The sequence below is a fragment of the Roseomonas chloroacetimidivorans genome, from assembly GCF_049629625.1.
GTDB lineage: Bacteria > Pseudomonadota > Alphaproteobacteria > Acetobacterales > Acetobacteraceae > Roseomonas > Roseomonas chloroacetimidivorans.
The window spans coordinates 65,463-86,009 of record NZ_JBNBZS010000018.1 but is presented as its reverse complement, the minus strand read 5'-3'; the positions used below and the strand labels follow the sequence as shown (position 1 = coordinate 86,009).

The 20,547-nt window shown below is 67.9% G+C and carries 18 protein-coding genes; 8 read left to right on the top strand and 10 right to left on the bottom strand.

Annotation, left to right across the window (positions count from 1 at the left end):
* The first annotated feature begins 21 nt into the window (after window positions 1–21).
* The 5 genes from galU (at window position 22) to ACO1BU_RS15480 (ending at window position 5,288) form a co-directional block, all read left to right on the top strand.
* Window positions 22–894: a UTP--glucose-1-phosphate uridylyltransferase GalU gene (gene galU, locus ACO1BU_RS15500; protein ID WP_424136868.1), complete on the top strand. Its 873-nt coding sequence runs from the start codon at window positions 22–24 to the stop codon at window positions 892–894.
* Window positions 895–1,015: 121 nt separating this feature from the next.
* Window positions 1,016–2,320, top strand: coding sequence for a UDP-glucose dehydrogenase family protein (locus ACO1BU_RS15495; protein WP_424136867.1), 1,305 nt, complete (start codon window positions 1,016–1,018; stop codon window positions 2,318–2,320).
* A gap of 31 nt (window positions 2,321–2,351) precedes the next feature.
* A complete protein-coding gene (pgmG, locus tag ACO1BU_RS15490) occupies window positions 2,352–3,764 on the top strand; it encodes a phosphoglucomutase/phosphomannomutase PgmG (RefSeq protein WP_424136866.1) in 1,413 nt (470 codons plus the stop codon).
* The gene (locus ACO1BU_RS15485) at window positions 3,761–4,120 is read left to right on the top strand and encodes a gamma-glutamylcyclotransferase family protein (RefSeq protein WP_424136912.1); all 360 of its coding nucleotides are present in this window, start codon (window positions 3,761–3,763) and stop codon (window positions 4,118–4,120) included. Before pgmG ends, ACO1BU_RS15485 begins: the two co-directional genes overlap by 4 nt.
* Before the next feature lie 61 nt (window positions 4,121–4,181).
* Complete coding sequence (locus ACO1BU_RS15480) at window positions 4,182–5,288, top strand: DSD1 family PLP-dependent enzyme (RefSeq protein ID WP_424136865.1); 1,107 nt, start codon at window positions 4,182–4,184, stop codon at window positions 5,286–5,288.
* A gap of 55 nt (window positions 5,289–5,343) precedes the next feature.
* Here ACO1BU_RS15480 and ACO1BU_RS15475 read toward each other — a convergent pair whose 3' ends face one another.
* Window positions 5,344–6,576 (bottom strand): D-alanyl-D-alanine carboxypeptidase family protein, encoded by a 1,233-nt coding sequence (locus ACO1BU_RS15475; protein WP_424136864.1) that lies wholly within the window; start codon window positions 6,574–6,576, stop codon window positions 5,344–5,346.
* Window positions 6,577–6,921: 345 nt separating this feature from the next.
* Here ACO1BU_RS15475 and ACO1BU_RS15470 point away from each other — a divergent pair, with 345 nt between their 5' ends.
* The 3 genes from ACO1BU_RS15470 (at window position 6,922) to clpA (ending at window position 10,754) form a co-directional block, all read left to right on the top strand.
* Window positions 6,922–7,470, top strand: coding sequence for a phasin family protein (locus tag ACO1BU_RS15470; RefSeq protein ID WP_424136863.1), 549 nt, complete (start codon window positions 6,922–6,924; stop codon window positions 7,468–7,470).
* Window positions 7,471–7,765: 295 nt separating this feature from the next.
* The gene (gene clpS / locus ACO1BU_RS15465) at window positions 7,766–8,185 is read left to right on the top strand and encodes an ATP-dependent Clp protease adapter ClpS (protein WP_424136862.1); all 420 of its coding nucleotides are present in this window, start codon (window positions 7,766–7,768) and stop codon (window positions 8,183–8,185) included.
* Window positions 8,186–8,381: 196 nt separating this feature from the next.
* Window positions 8,382–10,754, top strand: a complete 2,373-nt coding sequence (gene clpA, locus ACO1BU_RS15460; RefSeq protein ID WP_424136861.1) for an ATP-dependent Clp protease ATP-binding subunit ClpA — start codon at window positions 8,382–8,384, stop codon at window positions 10,752–10,754.
* A 97-nt stretch (window positions 10,755–10,851) separates the two neighbouring features.
* Here the strand turns inward: clpA and ACO1BU_RS15455 are convergent, their stop codons facing one another.
* The 9 genes from ACO1BU_RS15455 to ACO1BU_RS15415 form a co-directional block, all read right to left on the bottom strand.
* Window positions 10,852–11,736 carry a PPK2 family polyphosphate kinase gene (locus ACO1BU_RS15455; protein ID WP_424136860.1) on the bottom strand — a complete coding sequence of 295 codons (885 nt, stop codon included), beginning with the start codon at window positions 11,734–11,736 and terminating at the stop codon, window positions 10,852–10,854.
* Window positions 11,737–11,811: 75 nt separating this feature from the next.
* The gene (locus ACO1BU_RS15450; protein WP_424136859.1) at window positions 11,812–12,669 is read right to left on the bottom strand and encodes an endonuclease/exonuclease/phosphatase family protein; all 858 of its coding nucleotides are present in this window, start codon (window positions 12,667–12,669) and stop codon (window positions 11,812–11,814) included.
* 27 nt (window positions 12,670–12,696) lie between these two features.
* On the bottom strand, window positions 12,697–13,776 hold the full coding sequence (locus ACO1BU_RS15445; protein WP_424136858.1) for an amino acid ABC transporter substrate-binding protein: 1,080 nt from the start codon (window positions 13,774–13,776) through the stop codon (window positions 12,697–12,699).
* Between the two features lie 87 nt (window positions 13,777–13,863).
* On the bottom strand, window positions 13,864–15,891 hold the full coding sequence (locus ACO1BU_RS15440; RefSeq protein WP_424136857.1) for a DNA/RNA helicase domain-containing protein: 2,028 nt from the start codon (window positions 15,889–15,891) through the stop codon (window positions 13,864–13,866).
* The gene (locus ACO1BU_RS15435; RefSeq protein WP_424136856.1) at window positions 15,888–16,763 is read right to left on the bottom strand and encodes a DMT family transporter; all 876 of its coding nucleotides are present in this window, start codon (window positions 16,761–16,763) and stop codon (window positions 15,888–15,890) included. Before ACO1BU_RS15435 ends, ACO1BU_RS15440 begins: the two co-directional genes overlap by 4 nt.
* A 43-nt stretch (window positions 16,764–16,806) precedes the next feature.
* Window positions 16,807–17,961: a GNAT family N-acetyltransferase gene (locus ACO1BU_RS15430; protein WP_424136855.1), complete on the bottom strand. Its 1,155-nt coding sequence runs from the start codon at window positions 17,959–17,961 to the stop codon at window positions 16,807–16,809.
* Window positions 17,962–18,006: 45 nt separating this feature from the next.
* Complete coding sequence (locus ACO1BU_RS15425) at window positions 18,007–18,381, bottom strand: nuclear transport factor 2 family protein (RefSeq protein WP_424136854.1); 375 nt, start codon at window positions 18,379–18,381, stop codon at window positions 18,007–18,009.
* Window positions 18,378–18,848, bottom strand: a complete 471-nt coding sequence (locus ACO1BU_RS15420) for a RidA family protein (protein ID WP_424136853.1) — start codon at window positions 18,846–18,848, stop codon at window positions 18,378–18,380. The genes ACO1BU_RS15425 and ACO1BU_RS15420 overlap by 4 nt, the downstream gene beginning before the upstream one ends.
* Window positions 18,849–18,851: 3 nt before the next feature.
* Complete coding sequence (locus ACO1BU_RS15415; RefSeq protein ID WP_424136852.1) at window positions 18,852–20,375, bottom strand: TSCPD domain-containing protein; 1,524 nt, start codon at window positions 20,373–20,375, stop codon at window positions 18,852–18,854.
* Between the last annotated feature and the right edge of the window lie 172 nt (window positions 20,376–20,547).

The following is a 20,547-nucleotide window of genomic DNA, read 5'->3' as shown; positions in this document are numbered from 1 at the left end:
CGCTACAAGGATTCGTTACCCGTGCCAAAGCCGCTGAAGAAGGCCGTCCTGCCCGTCGCAGGGCTGGGGACGCGCTTCCTGCCCGCCACCAAGGCGTTGGCCAAGGAGATGCTGCCGGTCGTCGATAAGCCCCTCATCCAATATGCGGTGGAAGAGGCGCGCGACGCCGGTATCGAGCAGTTCTGTTTTATCACCGGGCGTGGCAAGACCGCGATCGTTGAGCATTTCGACGTGGCCTACGAGCTTGAGCGCACGCTGAAAGAGCGCGGGAAGGACGCGATCCTGGCCGATCTGCGCGCCGCCGCCGTGGAGCCGGGCTCCATCACCACCGTGCGCCAGCAGGTTCCGATGGGCTTGGGCCATGCCATCTGGTGCGCCCGCACCTTCATCGGCGACGACCCCTTCGCGATCCTGCTTCCGGACGACCTGATGCAGTGCGACGTGTCCTGCACCAAGCAGCTCGCCGACGCCTATATGGAAACTGGCGGCAATGTCGTCGCCATCGAGGAGGTGCCGCGCGAGCGCGTCAACAAGTATGGCGTGCTGGACGTGCTGGAGGACAAGGGCCGGCTCGTCTCGGTGAAGGGCCTGGTCGAGAAGCCGCCGGTGGAACAGGCTCCGTCCAATCTGACCATCATCGGGCGCTACGTGCTGATGCCTGACGTGGTCCAGCACCTGGCCGCCATGGAAAAGGGCGCCGGTGGCGAGGTGCAGCTGACCGACGGCATGGCGAAGCTGATCGGCAAGCAGCCCTTCCACGGCCTGCGCTACGAGGGCCGCCGCTTTGACTGCGGCGACAAGTCAGGCTTCCTGGAGGCGCAGATCGCCTTCGCACTGAAGCGCCCCGATCTCGCTGACGCCGTGCGGAGTTTCCTGCCGAAATACCTCGCCTAACGAAATCCGGCGCCAGAACGGCGCGAGATCGGCGCCATCTCGCGTCGACCTGAGCCTAACAGAACGATAGGGAGGGTCAGTCCATAACGCCCCGAGATTCGGGGGCTTTCGAGGAGGACTCATGCGAGTCGCGATGATTGGTGCCGGCTATGTTGGGCTGGTATCGGGGGCCTGCTTCGCCGAGTTCGGCGTTGATGTTTGCGTCGTGGACACGGACGTCTCGAAGGTCGAGGCGCTCCGTGCCGGCCGTATCCCCATCTATGAGCCCGGGCTGGACAAGCTCGTGGCCGAGAACGTGCAGGACGGCCGCCTGTCCTTCACGACCAGCCTGGCCGAGGCGATCAAGGGGGCGGACGCCGTCTTCCTCGCGGTCGGCACGCCGTCGCGCCGCGGCGACGGGCACGCGGACCTCTCCTATGTCTTCGCCGCCGCCGAGCAGGTGGCCCGCGCGGCCGAGGGGCCGTTGGTGCTGGTGACGAAATCCACCGTCCCGGTCGGCACGGGCGCGCAGATCAAGGAACTCATCGGGAAGGTTCGTCCCGACCACCAGATCGAGGTCGCCTCGAACCCCGAGTTCCTGCGCGAGGGCAACGCGATCGGCGACTTCATGCGGCCGGACCGCGTGGTGATTGGCGCCGACAGCGAGCGCGCCTTCCAGGTGCTGCGCCGCCTTTACCGGCCGCTTTACCTGATCGAGACGCCGATCGTGCAGACGAGCATCGAGACGGCGGAGCTGATCAAGTACTCTGCCAATGCCTTCCTCGCGGTGAAGATCACCTTCATCAACCAGATGGCGGATATCTGCGAGAAGGCCGGTGCCGACGTGCATGACGTGGCGCGCGGCATGGGTCTGGACGGCCGCATCGGCCGCAAGTTCCTGCATGCCGGCCCGGGTTATGGCGGGTCCTGCTTCCCGAAGGATACGCTGGCCCTGGCCCGCACGGCGCAGGAACTCGGCGTGCCCGCGACCATCGTGGAGCAGACCATCGCGGCCAACGAGGCGCGCAAGGAGCAGATGGCCGACCGCGTGATCCAGGCGCTCGGCGGTTCCGCCGCCGGCAAGACGATCGCGGTGCTGGGCCTGACCTTCAAGCCCGAGACCGACGACATGCGCGATGCGCCCTCCCTCGTGGTCGTGCCGAAGCTGGCGGCCGCGGGCGCGACCATCCGCGCCTATGACCCGCAGCCCAGCCACGCGAAGTCGCTGCTGCCGTCGGCGACCCATTTCGCCGACTCCGCGCTGGACGCCGTTGCAGGGGCCGATGCGGTCGTGCTGCTGACCGAGTGGACGGAGTTCCGCGGCCTGTCGCCCGAGCGCATCAAGACCGCCATGGCGGGTGATGTCGTGCTTGACCTCAGGAATGCCTGGGATCCCATCGCCTTCCGCGAGGCGGGTCTTCGTTACCATTCCATCGGGCGCCCGTGATAAGCAACGTCCAGACCGTGAGCACGAGACCATGAGCAGCTTCAGCCACCGCTTCGATCCGACCAGCCTGCGGGAATACGACATCCGCGGGGTGGTCGGGAAAACCCTCTCCGGCGAGGATGCCTTCGCCATCGGGCGGGTCTTCGGTTCCATCGTGAAGCGCAGCGGCGGGGCGAAGGTGGCGGTCGGCTATGACGGCCGCCTCTCTTCCCCGATGCTGGAGGAGCGACTGGTCGCGGGGCTCATGGCCTCGGGCATGGAGGTGATCCGCATCGGCTGCGGGCCGACGCCGATGCTCTATTTCGCGGCCTATCACTTTGGCACCGACGGTGCCGTGATGGTGACGGGAAGCCACAACCCGCCGGACTACAACGGATTCAAGTCGATGATCGGCAAGAAGCCGTTCTTCGGCGCCGACATCCAGAAGCTTGGCCAGATGGCCGCGGCTGGCGATGTGGTGGAGGAGGCGCAAGGCTCCTCCCGCCTCGTCGACATCTCCGAAGAGTATGTCGCGCGGCTGCTGAAGGACTATGACGGCGGCGACCGCAAGCTGAAGGTGGTCTGGGATCCCGGCAATGGCTCGGGCGCCGAGATCACGAAGATGCTGACGGCGCGCCTGCCGGGCGAGCATGTCGTCATCAACGGCGAGATCGACGGGCGTTTCCCGAACCACCATCCCGACCCGACGGTGGCGAAGAATCTGGAGCAGATCATTGCCGAGGTTGCCCGCCATGGCGCTGATCTCGGCATCGCCTTCGATGGCGATGCGGACCGTATCGGCGTGGTGGACGACCAGGGCCATATCCTGTTCGGCGACCAGCTTCTGGTCGTTCTGGCGCGGGACGTCCTGAAGTCCAATCCCGGCGGCACGATCATCGCCGATGTGAAGGCCAGCCAGGTGCTTTTCGACGAGGTCGCGAAGGCCGGTGGCACGCCGCTGATGTGGAAGACCGGCCACTCCCTCATCAAGTCAAAGATGGCGGAGACCGGGGCGCCGCTGGCCGGCGAGATGTCCGGCCACATCTTCTTCGCGGACAAGTGGTACGGCTTCGACGACGCGCCCTATTCCGCCGTGCGCCTGCTCGGCATCGTGGCGCGGATGAGCGAGAAGCTCTCCGCAGTGCGCGACGCCATGCCCAAGGTGATCAACACGCCGGAGCTGCGCTTCGACTGCGCCGAGGACCGCAAGTTCAAGGTGGTGCAGGAGGTCAAGGACCGCCTGGCTTCCGAGGGTGCCAAGGTGCAGGACGTGGACGGTGTGCGCGTGCTGACCGATGACGGCTGGTGGCTGCTCCGCGCCTCCAACACCCAGGCGGTGCTGGTGGCCCGCGCCGAGGCGAAGAGCGCCGAGGGGCTGGAGCGGCTGAAGGCCGGGATCGCGAAGCAGCTGGAAGCCAGCGGCCTCGCGGCACCGGATTTCTCGGGGGAGAATGCGGGGCACTGAGCGCCCCCATTTTCCTCTATGGAACGCTGCTGAACCCGCAAGTGCTCGCGCGGCAGTCGGGCGACGCCCGGCTGCCCCGGGCCATGCGCCCGGCCCTGCTGCGCGGGTATCGGCGGGCTGCCTTCCGGGGCACGCTTTACCCCACCCTCCTTCCTGGCAAGGGCGGGTGGGTCAGGGGAGCCCTGATCTGGCCGTCGCCTTCAGCGATGGCGGCGCTGCAGCGATACGAGGGACCTTGCTACCGCCTCGTACCGCTGCGGGTGCAGACGGTACGCGGGCCGATCCGCGCCCGTGCCTGGGTGGTGCCACGCTGGATGGCCGAAGAGTCGGCCTGGCGCTCCCGGCTACGGGGCTAACACGCCTCCACCCTCCCGCACTGTCACGCTAGGATCGGCCGAACGACGGAGCACCGATCCCATGCTGCAAGCCCCTCCCGCTGAACCCGGCATGCGTGAGGAGGAGGTGGACACCCCTGCCCTCCTTATCGACCTCGACGCATTCGAGGCCAATCTCGACGCCATGGCGGCGCGCCTGGAAGGAACCGGGGCGAAGCTGCGGGCCCATGCCAAGACCCACAAGTCGTCAGTGGTCGCGCATCAGCAGATGCGCCGCGGCGCGGTTGGGCAATGCGTGCAGAAGGTGGCAGAGGCCGAGGCGCTGGCCTGGGGCGGCGTGCCGGACATCCTGGTCTCCAACCAGGTGGTGGATGCCCGCAAACTGGCGCGGCTGGCAGCACTGTCCGGCATCGCCAAGGTAGCGGTCTGCACCGATGATGCGGCGGGAATCGACACGATCGCCACCGTGGCCGAGGCTGCCGGGCGCCGGATGGAAGTGCTGGTGGAGATTGATGTAGGCGCCGGCCGCTGCGGCGTGGCCCCCGGACCGGAGGCGGTAGCCCTGGCCGAGCGCATCGCGGCTTCCCCTCACCTCATCTTCGGCGGGTTGCAGGCCTATCACGGCAATGCCCAGCATCGCCGGACGCTGGAGGCGCGGCGCGAGGCCATCACCGGCGCGGCGGAGGGCGTGCGCCGGACGGTCGAGCAGCTTCGCCAGCGTGGGCTTCCTTGCCCGATTATCGGCGGCGCGGGCACGGGCACCTATGAGCTGGAGTTGGAAGCCGGGCTCTGGACTGAGATCCAGGCCGGCTCCTACGCCTTCATGGATGCCGACTACGCGGCCAATGGCGAACCGCCCGCCTTCCGGCAGAGCCTTTTCGTGCTGGCCCAGGTTATGTCAGCACCGCGCGACGGGGTTGCCGTGCTGGATGCCGGCCACAAGGCCGTAGCGGTGGACTCGGGCCTTCCGCTGGTCTGGGAGCGGCCCGGCCTGCGGTATACCGGCGCCTCGGACGAGCATGGGTCATTGACCGTCGAGGGCGGAGCGCGACCGAAGCTCGGCGAAAAGCTGCGTCTGGTGCCCGGCCACTGCGACCCGACAGTGGACCGCTACGACTGGTATGTCGGCGTCCGCAAAGGCCGCGTGGAGTGCCTCTGGCCCATCGCGGCGCGCGGCGGCATGGCCTGAAACAAAAAAGGGGCCGGCGAACCGGCCCCTTCTCGATCCTGGCAGGGTGCCGCCCTCAGCGCCGGGCGGGCTTACGCGCAGCAGGGGCCGCCTGGGCGACGCGCCGCGCAGGCGTGGACACACGGACGAGGCGCCCGCCATCACCCTGCTCCAGAACCCGGCGGGTCTTGGCGGCGCGGGCCGCCGCAGCGCGGCTTCCGGCCCGGACCACTGGGGTACGAACCACGGGCCGGGCTGCTGCGCCGATGTGCCGGCCGCGAAGTCCTGCTGCCTCACGCGGGACGGGGCGGACGGTCCGCAGCGAAACCTGACGGATGTTCGAACGCGGCGAAGCAATCGCGAGCGTCGCGGCGCGGGCACGGCTGAGCACTGCCGGCCCACGGGCGGAGGCCATGAAGGTCTCCGGCACCCGGGCCGGGGGCGAAACGCCGAGCTTGGCGAAGCCGTCGTCCAGCAGCATGGCCGCGTGCCGGTCCCGCTCCACCCAGGAAGAACCGCCGAAGACGGAGACGAAGACCCGCTGGCCCGCGCGCTGGGCCGAGATGACGTTGTTGAAGCCGGAAGCGTTGATGAAGCCGGTCTTCACCCCATCCACACCCTCGTAATTGCTGAGCATGTGGTTGTGGTTGCGGAAGGCGAAGTTGCCGGCGCGGACCGTCGGGTTGCCAAAGTAATGCCAGCGTTCCGGGAAATCGAGAAAGAGACGGCGGCCCAGGGTCGCCATGTCGCGGGCGGTGGTGGTCTGGTCCCAGTCTGGCAGGCCGGAGGCGTTGCGGAAGGTGGTGTTGGTCATGCCAAGCTGACGCGCCTTCTGCGTCATCATCTGGGCGAAGCGCTCCTCGGTGCCACCCAGCGCCTCGCCAACCGCGACCGCCACGTCATTCGCGGACTTCATGGTCAGTGCGTAGATGGCGACTTCAACCGGAATCGACATGCCCGCAGGCACGCCGAGTTTGGAAGGTTGGCGGCTGCTCGCCTCTGCGCTGATGCCGATGCGGCTGTCCAGGGAAATGCGCCCGTCACGCATTGCCTCGAACAGCATGTAGAGGGTCATCATCTTGGTAAGCGAGGCCGGGTAGCGCGGCTCGTCGGCATTGGCGCTGCTGAGAACGTTGCCGGTGCGCCCATCCATAACGAAGGAGGCGTAGCGCTCACTGCCGATCTGGGCGGCTGCCGGCTGCGCCGCCAGCAGGGCTGGAACCAGCGCCGCAAGCCATCCTGCCTTCCGGCCGAATTGCCGGACAGAACGAGCCCGCCAACCGCGCCAAGCGGTCAGACCGTTACCCATGCAGCATCCCCCTGCCCCCGGCGCCGCCCCCGCAGCACCGACCTTCGTTTACGGGCACAAACGGCCCGTCGGACCGGCCCCCCGACCGCATCCAGGTGCAGGATAGGTAGGTTGCTGGGCACCTGTCCATCGTAGGTTGCAGAAATTTCCGCTAGCGGGCGGATTTTGCTACACTTTAACCAAGGTGAAAAAGGTTGCGCGAGTTGACGAAGTTGTCATGTTGCGGTGCGACATAAAACTGGACGTCGCTTCGTTTCGCTGTGTATAAGGAGCATGTTGCAGCGCAGCAAAGCCATGGCATTGATTGATCATGGGCTGCCTCTTCGGACTTCCAGGAGATGTCACATGGCCAATGAATCCCCCAAGATTGCCCGTCTAGCGAGCGAGACGGTGAACACCGCCACGAGCAACGCGACTGCGACGGCCGAGAAGGTCGCCCCCAAGACCACCTCCCTCTTCGCTGAGGCCGGCGCTGCCCAGTTCCGCACTGCCATGGAGCGCAGCATCGAGCAGGCCAACAAGGCCGCCGCGGGCAGCATGAAGGCCGCCCAGGAATTCGCCGAGTTCTCGCGCGGCAATGCCGAGACCCTGGCCCAGGTGGCGCAGACCTGGATGATCGGTACGCAGGACATCAGCCGCCAAGCCTTCGGCTTCGCGCAGTCCCTGACGGAGCAGGCGCTCGAGGGTGCCCGCGCCCTGTCCGGCGTGAAGAGCCTGAAGGAGGCCGCCGAGATCCAGGCGACCTACACGCGTAACACGCTGGACCGCGTGATGTCCGAGACGGCCAAGCTCCAGGAGGCCTCCTTCCGCCTCGCCGAGCAGGTTTCCGCCCCCGTGACCCAGCGCGTCACCCTCGCCGTCGAGCGGGTGACCAAGCCGCTGGCCGCCGCCTGAGTATCCCGGGCGGGGAGGCCACTCCCCGCCGGCTCTGCCCTGTCGGGCCCCGCCCGCCCGCCCCATCTCCGGGGCTGGCGGCGGGGCCTTTCGCGTTTCGGCACCTCTGTCAGCCAGCCCCTTTTGCAAGAGCGAAGGACGCCCCATATCCCTGCCAGGCCAAAAGCCTGCACGCTTCATGCGAGACACTTCACCTTGCGCGGCGCGTTCCGATATCCTCACTTCGATAGACTTCAGCGCAGCGGGCGTGGCTGCCCCTTGGCAAGCCCACGATCCGTGAGACCATGGCGGGGCGATGAGCAAGCAGGACAGGCGCCCGAGCGGCATACCGGGCAATATCCCTGAGGATCCCGGAAAGGGTGGTAATGAGCCGACACGGCCCAATACCCCCCCGGGGGATGGCGGGGCTGGCGATGGCGGCCCGGCGACCGGCGTGGTGGTCAAGGCGCGTCCGCGGACGCGCAAGCCCACCATGTACAAGGTTTTGATGCTGAACGACGACTACACGCCCATGGAGTTCGTCGTGCACGTGCTGGAGCGGTTCTTCCAGAAGAACCGGGACGAGGCGACGCGCATCATGCTGCATGTGCATCGCCGCGGGGTGGGTGTGTGTGGGGTCTTCACCTATGAGGTGGCGGAGACCAAGGTGACCCAGGTGATGGACTTGGCCCGCCAGAACCAGCACCCTCTCCAATGCACCATCGAGAAGGAATGAGCCGGTATCGAAATGTCGGGCATCAAAGAAGATAACCGATAGGTTGATACCAAGCGTAACCGACTCCGCCCCTCCGCGTTCGGGGTGTGAGACACAATATAGACTTCTTTAGCGCGGCCGTCCCAAGCTTGGCGTCCAGGGGGACGCCCTGCCGGGAGATCCCGACGGCCGCTGAGACAGGGGAGCGTCGAACGTTATGCTATCCCGTAATCTGGAACAGACGCTCCACCGCGCCCTGGGCCTGGCCAGCGAGCGCCGGCACGAATACGCCACGCTCGAGCACCTGCTGCTCAGCCTTGCGGAAGACACGGACGCGACGACCGTCCTCCGTGCCTGCGGCGTGGATGTGGACAAGCTGAAGCGTGACCTGGCTGAGTTCCTGGACAAGGACCTGGCCGGGTTGGTGACCGACCGTGGGGGTGACCCGAAGCCGACCGCCGGCTTCCAGCGGGTGGTCCAGCGCGCCGCCATCCATGTCCAGTCCTCGGGCCGTGACGAGGTGACCGGTGCCAATGTGCTGGTGGCCCTGTTCAGCGAGCGCGAGAGCCACGCCGTCTACTTCCTGCAGTTGCAAGACATGACGCGGCTGGATGCGGTCAACTTCATCTCCCATGGCATCGCCAAGGCCCCGGGCCGCAGCCAGGCCCGCCCCGTGCAGGGCAATGCCGGCAAGGACGGCGAGGGCCAGGACGAGAATCGTGGCGGCGAGGAGCGCCGCGAGGGTGGCGCCAAGCGCGGTGGCGATGCGCTATCGAACTACTGCGTCAACCTCAACAAGAAGGCCGGCCAGGGTAAGATCGACCCGCTGATCGGGCGCGCCGAGGAGATCGAGCGCACGATCCAGATCCTCTGCCGCCGGACCAAGAACAATCCGCTCTATGTCGGCGACCCGGGCGTGGGCAAGACCGCCATCGCCGAGGGCCTGGCCAAGCGGATCATCGAGGAGGACGTGCCCGAGGTCCTGCTCAAATCCACCATCTATGCGCTGGACATGGGCAGCCTGCTCGCCGGCACGCGCTACCGCGGCGACTTCGAGGAGCGGCTGAAGGCCGTGGTGAACGAGCTGGAGCAGCAGCCTGGCGCCATCTTGTTCATCGACGAGATCCATACGGTCATCGGTGCCGGTGCGACCTCGGGCGGTGCGATGGATGCGTCGAACCTGCTGAAGCCGGCCCTCGCCCAGGGCACGCTGCGCTGCATCGGCTCCACCACCTACAAGGAGTACCGGCAGCACTTCGAGAAGGACCGCGCCCTGGTCCGCCGCTTCCAGAAGATCGACGTCAACGAGCCGTCGGTCGAGGATGCGGTGAAGATCCTGACCGGCCTGAAGACCAATTACGAGAAGCACCACAAGGTTAAGTACACGCCTGAGGCGATCCGCGCGGCGGTGGAGCTCTCGGCCAAGTACATCCATGACCGCAAGCTGCCGGACAAGGCGATCGACGTGATCGACGAGGTCGGGGCGAGCCGGATGCTGCTGCCCGAGGCGAAGCGCCGCAAGACCGTCACGCTGAAGGACGTAGAGGATATCGTCGCGAAGATCGCGCGCATTCCACCCAAGTCCGTCAGCACCGATGACAAGGAGACGCTCAAGAGCCTGGAGCGCGACCTGAAGTCCATGGTGTTCGGCCAGGACCGGGCGATCGAGGCCCTCTCGGCTGCGATCAAGCTGGCCCGCGCCGGGCTGCGCGACCCGGAGAAGCCGATCGGCAACTACCTGTTCTCCGGCCCCACGGGTGTCGGCAAGACGGAGGTTGCCAAGCAGCTCGCCAAGACGCTTGGCATCGAGCTGATCCGCTTCGACATGTCCGAGTACATGGAGCGGCACAGCATCAGCCGGCTGATCGGTGCGCCTCCGGGCTATGTGGGCTTCGACCAGGGCGGCTTGCTGACCGACAGCATCGACCAGCACCCGCATGCCGTGCTCCTGCTCGATGAGATCGAGAAGGCGCACCAGGATCTCTACAACATCCTGCTGCAGGTGATGGACCACGGGAAGCTGACGGACCACAACGGCAAGACAGTCGACTTCCGCAACGTTATCCTCATCATGACCACCAATGCCGGCGCGGCTGATATGGCCAAGCCCGCCATCGGCTTCGGCCGGGAGGCCCGGACGGGTGAGGACGAGGATGCGGTGAAGCGGCTGTTCACGCCGGAGTTCCGCAACCGCCTGGATGCCATCGTGCCCTTCGCCGGGCTGACGCCGGAGATCGTGGGCAACGTCGTCGAGAAGTTCGTGATGCAGCTGGAGGCCCAGCTCGCGGATCGGAACGTGACGATTGAGCTGTCCTCGGCGGCCAAGGAGTGGCTGGCGGAGAAGGGCTATGACCCGCTCTACGGTGCGCGGCCGTTGGCCCGCGTGATCCAGGAGTACATCAAGAAGCCGCTGGCTGAGGAACTGCTCTTCGGCAAGCTGGTGAAGGGTGGCGCGGTGAAGGTTGGCCTGAAGGAGGGCGCCCTGACCTTCGACATCGCCGAGGCTCCGCCGCCGGCCCTGCCCAAGCCCGATGAGGGCTCGGGCGATGGCGATGGCGAGGCCGAGCGCGAGCCGGAAGCGGCGGGCTGATTGCCCCGCCCCTCCCCGGAGGCGGCCTGAAGGACAGAATGGGCAACGGCGCGATGGGGATCCCATCGCGCCGTTGTCGTTTCTGCTGTCCGGCCCGTCAGGTCAGCGCGTCGCGCGCGCGGAGCAGCTTGGCCGTGGCCGCCGAGTCCAGCTTCGGATATTGGAGGTCCAGCGCCTCCATCGCCCCCGCCACCGCCTCGGCCACCAGAAGCCGGGCAAGCCATTTGCGGTCGGCCGGGATGATGAACCAGGGCGCGTGTGGGGCGGCGGTCGCGCGGATCGCGGCGTCATAGGCCGCCATATACGCGTCCCAGCGGCTGCGGTCGGCCAGGTCGCCCAGCTGGAACTTCCAGTTCTTCGCGGGCTCGTCGATGCGGGCCAGCAGGCGCCGGCGCTGCTCCTCCTCGCTGACATGGAGGAAGAATTTCAGGATCAGCATGCCCTGGCGCGCCAGGTAGCGCTCATGCGCCGCAATGTCCTCCAGCCGCTCGTCCCAGATCTGCGGGCCCACCAGGGTCGCCGGCAGGGGCGCGGCCTGGAGAATGGAGGGCTGCACCCGCGCCACCAGCACCTCCTCATACCAGGAGCGGTTGTGAACACCGATCCGGCCCCGTCGGGGCAGGGCCAGGTCATGGCGCCAGAGAAAGCCATGGGCCCGTTCCAGCGTACTGGGGGCGGAAAAGGCCTCAACATTGATGCCTTGCGGATTCACACCGGTGAAGACGTGCTTGATCGCCCCGTCTTTCCCAGCGGCATCCATCGCCTGGAAGATGCAGAGCACGGACCAGCGCGCATCGGCATAGAGGCGGGCCTGCTGCTCCCCGATGCGTGCGACGATCGGTTGCAACGCCTCCCCCCCGCTTTGCTTGTCGAGGGGCAGGTCGCCATTCCCGTCCGGTCGATGAGCCCCAAGCGAGAAGCTGCCGCCATCGGTGACGCGGCAAGCGGCGAGAAGGTGGCGAAGAGATTTTTCAGCGTTCATGACATGGGTCCGGGTCGAAGTCCGGAGGGCGAACGCACGGCGGGACCGGGGCGTTGACCGGTGGACCCGCCGTGATCAGGGGATATTCAGTATCACGCTGACAGGGCAGTGGTCCGACAGGCGACGGCGCCATTCCGCCTCGCGTTCGGCATAGACGAGCACGCGGAGGCTGACTGGCACCAGCCATTCCCTCGCGGCCCCGCCGAGCAGGATGTGGTCAATGAAAGGCCGGCCGCCCCAGCAAGGATTGGAGCGCCCGGCTGTGGCACGGGTCAGGGGCGCCGCGCGTTCCAGGGCCGGGAAGATCGCGCCATCGCGGTCGAAACGGCGGTTGAAGTCCCCGGCCAGGGCGAAGGCCTCCCCTGCCCTGTGCCGCGCCTCGATCCAACCCGAGAGGATCTCAGCCTGGCGGAGTAGGCTGTCACATTCCCGGCCTCGGTCGTCCGCCTCCCGGCAACCGGCATTCAGATGGACGGAGAGGATGCGGAGCGCCGAACGGCCTTCCCCCACCGTCACATCCGTCCCACGGCGGAGGGAAAAGCGGGCGCCGGCCCGAAGGTCCAACGCCGCCAAATCCGGGTTCTGCTGGGCCGGGATACCGCGCCGGACGGCAAGGCCGCTGCGCTGTACGTCGCGCTCATCGGGGAAGAAGAAACGCCAGGCGGCCGGATCCAGCACCTGGGCGGCGGCTTCGGGACCATCCACTTCCTGGAGAGCGACGACATCGGCGGCGAGGCGGTTCGCGTAGCCACGCAGGCGGGCAAGGTCGTCGCGGTCGCGCCGGCTGACGTCGCGCGGCAGTTCCGGATCATCGGCGGGACGGGTCGTGAGCCAGGCAAGATTCCAGGTCGCCAGCTTTAACTCCGCGGCTTCAGCCGGGCGGGCGAAGAGGAAGGCAGCAAGCGGGAGCGCCAGCAGCCAAGCGCACCGCATCGGACCCTGGGCGCCCAAGGCGCCGGTCTAGCGGAGCGGCGGGGCGAATTGCAGCCCGCCCTGGTTCCAGAGTTGGTTCAGGCCGCGGGCCAAGCCCATCGGCTTGATCTCCCGATCCCAGACCTCGCCGTAATTGCCCACGGCGCGGATGGCCCGTGCGGCCCAGTCCTTCTCCAGGCCCATGGACGGTCCGACCTCGCCCTCCACCCCAAGTAGCCGGCGCACATCCGGCGAGGCGGAGGTCCTGCTCTGGTCGAGATTGGCGCGCGACACCCCAAGCTGTTCCGCGGCGACGAGAGCGAGTTGCGTCCAGCGCACGATGTCGAACCAGGCGTTGTCGCCCTTGCGGACGAAGGCACCGAGCGGTTCCATTGAGATGACCTCGGGCAGCACCAGGAACTCATCCGGATTGCCCTGGCGCACGCGGAAGCCGGAAAGCCCGGTCATGTCGCGTGTATAAGCGTCGCAGCGGCCGGCCAGGAACGTGGCCTGGATCTGGTTCGGATCGTCGATGATCACGGGCTGGAAGCGAATATGATGCTGGCGGAACCAGTCCTGCAGGATCAGTTCAGTGGTGGAGCCGGGCGGCACGCAGATCGAGGCGCCGTCGAGATCCTTCACATGCTGCACGCCGAGCGAGCGGCGCACGAGGAAGCCCTGGCCGCTATAGTAATTCGCGGTGGTGAAGGAGAGGCCGAGCGCCGTCTCACGTGTCGTGACCCAGGTGGTGCTGCCATAGAGCACATCCACCTCGCCGCTCTGAAGGGCGGGGAAGCGGGTGAGGCCGGTGATGGGGCGGATCAGCACCTTGTCCGGATCGCCGAGCACGGCAGCCGCCAAGGCGCGGCAAGAGGCAACGTCCATCCCGTGCCAGACGCCCTGCGCGTCCGGCACGGAGAAGGGCGGATTGTCGCCCTGCATGCCGCAAACGAGGCGGCCACGCGCGCGAATGGCCGAGACGGTCGGTGAAGGTTCCGCGGCCTGGGACGCGACTTGCGGAAGCAGCAGCGCAGCGAGCAACGTGGCACCGGACAGGATGCGGCCGAGGGTGGCAAACGGACGGCGGCGCGCGCGATGGGCCACGCCTGGATCGGTCGCTCTCAGCACGCGGAGTCTCCACCATCAATGGAAACGGCATCCCGCCCCGGAAGCGGAGGCGCTGTCAACGTGACCGCTCCCTTCCGTTCCCGGCCTTCAGCGATCTGCAACCGCCTCCGGAAACAAGCCCGGCGCCCATTCTGGGGATGGCGTGGCCTCCAGCACCCGCGCGCCGCTGGCCATGAGGTACTCTGCCACCGCATCGAGTTCACCCGCGTCGCGGGTCGGATCATACCAGGGACCCTCGGCGGTGGTGCTGCCACGCGGAATCCAGATCACCGTCTCGTAGCGGGCGCGGGTCAGCAGCACCCGATAGGTATTCAGCACAAAGGCGCGCTCGGTCTCGTCACGGATAGCGTTCCAGCGCGTGCCGGAAAGGCTGCGCATCCGCCAGCCGCCATCGCCGCGCAAGAGATCACCGCCCCAGGCGAAACCGACATGATCCAGTTCGAGGCCCTGGCAGTCATATTCGGTGGCGTAGGTTTCCAGCGCATCCGAGGCGCGGATATCGGGCCAGCGGTCCAGGAACCAATGCGGGATGTCGGCGGCCTGCACGCCAAGCCCCTCCGCGCGCAAGCGGCGGGCGCCGGAGGAGGCGACAAGGCCGGCGCGGCGCATCCCGCGCGAGAGATGGCGGAGGGCGGCGCGCATCGCGGCAAGATCGCGCGTGACGAAATAAGGGACTCCCCCGGAGTCGCGGGCAATGTTGGCCGCCGCCCTGCCGTTTCCCGCCAGAAGGGCGTCCACCCAGGGCGCACCCTGCGGGTCTCGGACAGAACGCATGGGCACCGTGAGGTCCAATTCAGGATCGAAAGTCAGCCAGGGTTGCGGGCCATCCGCCAGGCGCTGCGCCGTAACAGGCGCGGAGAGGGCACGCGGCGGAGCAACGGCGCGCCAGCCCGGTGAGGCGGCAATGGCGCGGCCCCATTCGGCCAGGCCGGCCTCCCCCGTGTTGATCTCCTGGCCATTGCCGATCAGGGCAACGATCACCGACCAATCCCTGTGGCGCGCCATGATCCCGAGCGCATGGGCCGGTTCGCTATCCGTCAGCCTGCTGGCGCCACGGCGTTGGGAGGGCTTGGTAGCCTGTGCCTGGTTCCAGGCGCGCTGCGCCTCGTCGAAGACAATGACACGCGCCTCTGGCACTTCGGCGGGGCGCTCGACGTAATGCTCGAGGAAGCGGTGGACGTTTTGCAGGGCCGTTACGGCGTGACCGCGCGCCTGGGCGCGGCGGCGGCCACCATCAGGCGCGGCCTGCCGCGCCAGGCTTTCCCGCAGCACCTCCACCAGCGGGGCGTTGCCGGTGAGGAAGGCAGCCCCATCACCGCGCAGGGCGCCGAAGACGATGTTCAGCCCGCAAAGCGTTTTACCGGCGCCCGGAATGCCGGTGACGAAGATGGCAAGATGCTCGCCGGCGGCACGGGCTGCCTCAATGGCACGGCGCACGGCCTCTGTGGTGCGGGTAAGGTTGGCGGCATCGGCGCGGGCGGAAACCATCTCTGCGCTGCGATGCCGGTCGAAGAGCATGGTCGCGGCTTCCAGCACGTTCGGCACGGGGCGATAGGGCGCGGCGAGCCATGAGGCATGGTCCAAGGGGACCGCAGGACGGCCGATCCCAGCCTGGATGGCGCGCAGCGTATCGGCGAGCGTCACCGCATTCGCGCGGATCGGCGGCGCTACGCCATGCCAGAAGAGGGGTGGATCGAGGGACGCCGGTGGTGCGTCGGTCGCGACAAGGACGGGAACGACCGGGATGGCACGGCATCCCGCGTGGAAGTCACGCAGGTCCAGAGCGTAATCCTCGGCCTGCCGAAGATCGGCGGGGCTGTACGACCTTGCCTTGTCCTTGATTTCCAGCACGAGCACGGCGCGGTCGGTCAGGATCACGCAATCCGGCCGCTTCTCCAGCCGCAACAGGTCGTATTCCAGCATGACCGTCCACCCCGCCGCCTCCGGCATGGCGAGCGCCGCGTGAAGCAGCCGCGCGGTGGAGACCCAGGCGTCGCGTTGGGTCAGTTCCAGCGTCGCAAAGCGCGCGGGATGCGCATAGGCGAGTCCGGCGGCCACCTCTTCCGGCGAAAGGGCCAGCAACTCGGGCACGGAGAGGGTCAGCCACGGTCTCAATGGGGGCTCCTGGACGGCCAGGTCGCGAGGATCATGCTGGCCAGGAGCAAGAGGAAGCCCAGCCCATGCGCCGGCGTCGGCTCCTCGCCCAGGAAGAGAATTGCGGTCACCGCAGCAGTGGCGGGCAGGAAAGCGGTGAACACGCCTGCCGTGCCGGCCGGCGCGCGTCGCAATCCGCCGTACCAGAGCAGCACGGCGAGCAGGCTGGATGTCAGCGCGTGGAAGATCAACAGGGCCAGCAAGGCGGGATCGGCGAGGCGGGATGCAGCACCGGCCACAGGAATCCAGGCAGGCAGAATGAGGAGCGCGGAGAAGGCCTGCATCCAGAAGCTGGCGGATAGCAGGGGCAGAGCGCCGACGCTTCGCTTGGCCAGCAGCACATAGGCAGCTTCACCGCAGACCGCGAGAAATATAAAGGCGCTGCCGAGAACGCTGCCGCCCTCCCCTCCCGGGCTACGGGCCAGCACGACGGCCGCCATGCCAACGGAGGCCAGTACGACGGAGGCCCAGCCCCGTGCCGTAATCCGTTCCCTCAGCCAAATCGCGCTACCCAGCGCGACGACCGCGGGAATGGTGGCGAGGACGAGGCCACCTTGCAGCGCCGTGGTGAGGCGCAGCCCGGTCAGCAGGGCGACGTTGTAGAGAACGGTGCCGAACAGCGCCTGGAGGAGGAAATTCAGGAGCACGCGCGGCGCTGGCCTGATAGCACCGTCGCGCCAGAGCATGAGCGGCAGCAGCACCGCTGAGGTGATGAGGCAGCGCAGGCCGAGGATGAGTACGATCGGCAGAGCATCCGCGAGGTGCTTCGCCACGGCGACATTCGCGCCCACCATGATCATGGATGCCGCAAGCTGCGCATAGGCCGTCAGCATGGGCGGCGCACATCACGATCAGGGAAGGTCATCCCCCGCGCTTTTACGCCTCGTCGCCGTCGCGCCGGTAGGGGGAGAGGGCATCGAGCTCTGCCATCTCGGCTTCGATCGCCGCGCGTTCGTGGCGCAGTGAATCCGCCACCGCGCGTCGCAGGCCGGAATGGGCGATCAGATGCGCCGAATAAGTCGGCACAGGGCGGTAGCCTCGCTGGATCTTGTGCTCGCCTTGCGCGCCGGCTTCCACGCGCTTCAGACCATGCGCGATCGCGAAGTCGAGCGCCTGATAATAGCAAAGCTCGAAATGCAGGAAGGGCGTCTGCACCAGGCTTCCCCAGTTGCGGCCATAGAGCGCGTCGCGCCCCATCAGGTTCAGCGCGCCGGCGACGGGAGTACCGTCCCGCTCCGCGACCATCAGCACCACGCGATCACCCATGCGCTCCCCCATCAGGGGCCAGAAGCGCGCCGTGAGGTAGGCGCTGCCCCATTTGCGATCCGTCGTGCTGCGATAGAATTTGTGGAACAGGCGCCAGATCTCCGGCGTGATCTCCGATCCGCGCAAGACGCGCATGGTGAGGCCGGCGGATTGCGCGTCGCGGCGCTCGCGCCGGATGGCCTTGCGCTTGCGGGAGGACAGGGCGCCGAGGAAATCGTCGAAGCTGCTGTATCCCTCATTGGTCCAGTGGAACTGCACGCCCAGGCGCTGCAGCCAGCCGCCTTCGCCCAAATCCTCCCACTCCTCCCGCGTGCAGAAGGTAACGTGGCAGGAGGAAAGCTTCAGCGCCTCCGTCGCCTGCGCCAGCCCCTGAGCCAGGGCCGAACGGGGCACGCCGGTGCCGGCGCGAAGCATCAGGCGTGGGCCAGGTACGGGGCTGAAGGGCACGGCCACCTGGAACTTCGGGTAGTAGTCCCCACCCGCATTTTCGAAGGCGCGGGCCCATCCGTGATCGAAGACGTATTCGCCGTAGGAATGGCCCTTGGCATAGGCCGGCGCGACGGCGACGAGCGCACCCGAGGCATCGCGCAGAGCGAGGTGCTGCGGCAGCCATCCCGTGCGCGGGCCGGTGCAGCCCGATTCCTCCAGGGAGAGGAGAAAGGCATGGGACGTGAAGGGATTTCCGGTCTCATCGCAGGCATCCCATTCCTCGGCCGGGATGTCGGCGATCCGGGGATGCAAGGAGAGGGTCAGCTCAGTAGGCATGGTGCTGCATGTGCGCTGCCGGGCACCGCGTGCAAGCGCGAATGATCAGCCAGCCGCCAGCGGTGGGAAGGCCGCGAAATCGGCCACGGCCTCCACGCCGGTGATCGAGTCGCCCGTCACGGCCCAGATATGCAGGAAAGGTACCCGGCCCGTGCGGCCCGTCGCGTCACACGCGTCGTAGAAACCGCTCGCCAGCAGGCGGCCATCGGCCAGGGGCGTGAAGGACTCCACGACGATGCGCCAATGCGGGAAGTGGCGGCGCAAGGTTGGAAAGAAGCTTCCCGCAACCTCCGTCCGGCCGCGCCATTCGGTGCGCGGCACGGGGTAGCCGGGCGAGACGCGCCAGCTGACATTCTCGGCCAGCAGCGAATGATCGCCGCACTCCATCCAGCGGCGGATCAGGGCTTCCCCAGAGGTCACGCGATCTCGAACACGGCTTCCACCTCCACCGCCGCGTCACCGGGCAGGGAAGGGACGCCGATGGTCGTGCGGGCGTGGCGGCCCGCATCGTCGAAGACGGCGACCGCCATATCCGAGGCGCCGTTCATCACCGTGGCATGCTGGGTGAACTCGGGTACGGCGGCGATGAAGCCGCCCAGCCGCACCACCCGGCCAACCCGGTCCAGGCTGCCCAGCGCGGCCTTGGCCTGGGCGAGGACATTGATAAAGCAGAGCTGTGCCGCCTGCTGCCCGATCTCGACCTGCACCGTGGCGCCGAGCTTGCCAGTATAGGCGATCTTGCCCTCCCGCATTGGCACCTGGCCGGAGACGAAGAGCAGGTCACCTGTGATGACGGCGGGCACGTAGTTGGCGATGGGCCTCGCCGCCTCGGGCAGCGTCACGCCCAGTTCCTTGAGACGCGCCTCAATGCGATCCGCGCTGGCCATGGCTCAGCCCACCAGCCGAAGGGCGCGGCGGCGCGCGGCCGGCGCGGGGGTAGCGGGCAGGTCCGGCAACAGGGGAAGCTGCTGCGAGGCGGTGCCGAGATGATCGCCGCCGCATTCCTCCTCAGTCGGGTCGGGCAGGATGCGGCCGCCGAGATGGTCCAGCGCCAGCCGCCGGAAGGCCCAGTCGAGCACGGAGGAGGCGCGGTGGATGGCCGGGTCGCCCTCCACCACCCCGGCTGGGCCGAAACGGGTATAGGCAAAGGCCTGCACATACTCCTCCAGCTTCACGCCGGAGGTGAGGCCAACGGTTACGGAATGGCAGAGGGCATCCACCACGCCCCGGAAGGCGGCGCCGTCCTTGGCGAGGGAGAGCGAGATCTCCTCCAGCCCTTCCGCGCCCTCCATGGTTCGCAGAGTCACGCGATGGCCGCCGATCGTGACCTTCCACACAGCGCCACGGCCATGGCCGCCCTGCGCGCGGGGCTTCGGTGCCGGGCGGGGGGCCTGGGCGGGCGCGGCCGCCGCAGGGGCCGAGGCGTGCAGCCAGGGGCGAAGGACCGCTTCCATGGCATTGCGGGCCTCGGGGCCGCGCGGGGCAAGCAGGCGCGGGGCGTCTTCGCCGGCGAGCATGGCCGCGCGGGTCGGAACCTCGACCACTCCGCCGTCCACTGTCGAAACGAGCCGAGTCGGGGCAGCGGCGGGGGCAAATCCGCCGGTCTCGGCGCCGAGCAGAGCCTCGACCGCGTCGGGTGGAGAGAGAACGAAGAGTGCGGCGTGGCGCAGGCCCGGAGCAGCGGCGGCGGCATCCAGCGCGGCGCGCGCGGCCTCGGCCAGGCCAGGCACCGGGACTGACTCGGGCGGCGTGGGCCAGACCAGCGCGACGGGCAACCGGGCGCCGAAGCTCTCAGCGAGATCGCCCGAGGCGGCCTCGGCCGTGCCGCGGGTCAGAGCCGCGATGGCGGCAGCGACGGCCTGTGCCTCGGCGGATTCATAGTCCAGCCGGAGCCCAGCGAGCAGCCCGGCCAAGTCCGCGAAGCCCAGGCGCAACCGAGTCGCCTTCGCATTTCCAAGGATTTCCAGCGTGGTCACGCCCAGGCGGACCGCAGCGGCGTATCCAGCCGAGTCGAAGCCGCCTTCAGCATCCAGAAAGGCCGGCAGGTTCAGGACGAAGCGCGGCTCCGCCTTTGGATCATTCGCCCAGGTTCCGGCACCCGGTGCGGCGCGGCGGGAAAGCAGGAGCGAACGAAGGCCGTTCGCCAGCCACTCCGCTTGGCCGGCGCTGACGAGGATTCCGAGCTTGCGCCCACGGGCGGCAAGGCGGCGAATCCAGTTCTCAGCGAGGCGCGGCAGGGCCACAGGAGCATTACCGGGGGCAAGGCTGGCGAGGGCCTCGGCGGCGGCCTGGTCCCAGGCGGCAGGCAATGCGACCGCACGCGGCTCCGCATCCGGATCAGCCGCCGCCCGGGTGCGGCGCATGGCCACACCTTCCCAAACCGTGTCTCGGATCGTGCCATCGCTGCGCGTCATGGGCGAACCATAGGCGCGCTACGGCCAGGGGTGAAGGCACCATCTGGTGGGTCGGCGCGACTCGGGCCACAAGATCAGGTGTGCATAGCTGTCCATCCCCCCGCCGCCTTTCGCGCCGTGCCCGGCCATGCCATATCCCCGCTTCCTTTCTTCCGCCCGCATCGGCAGGAGC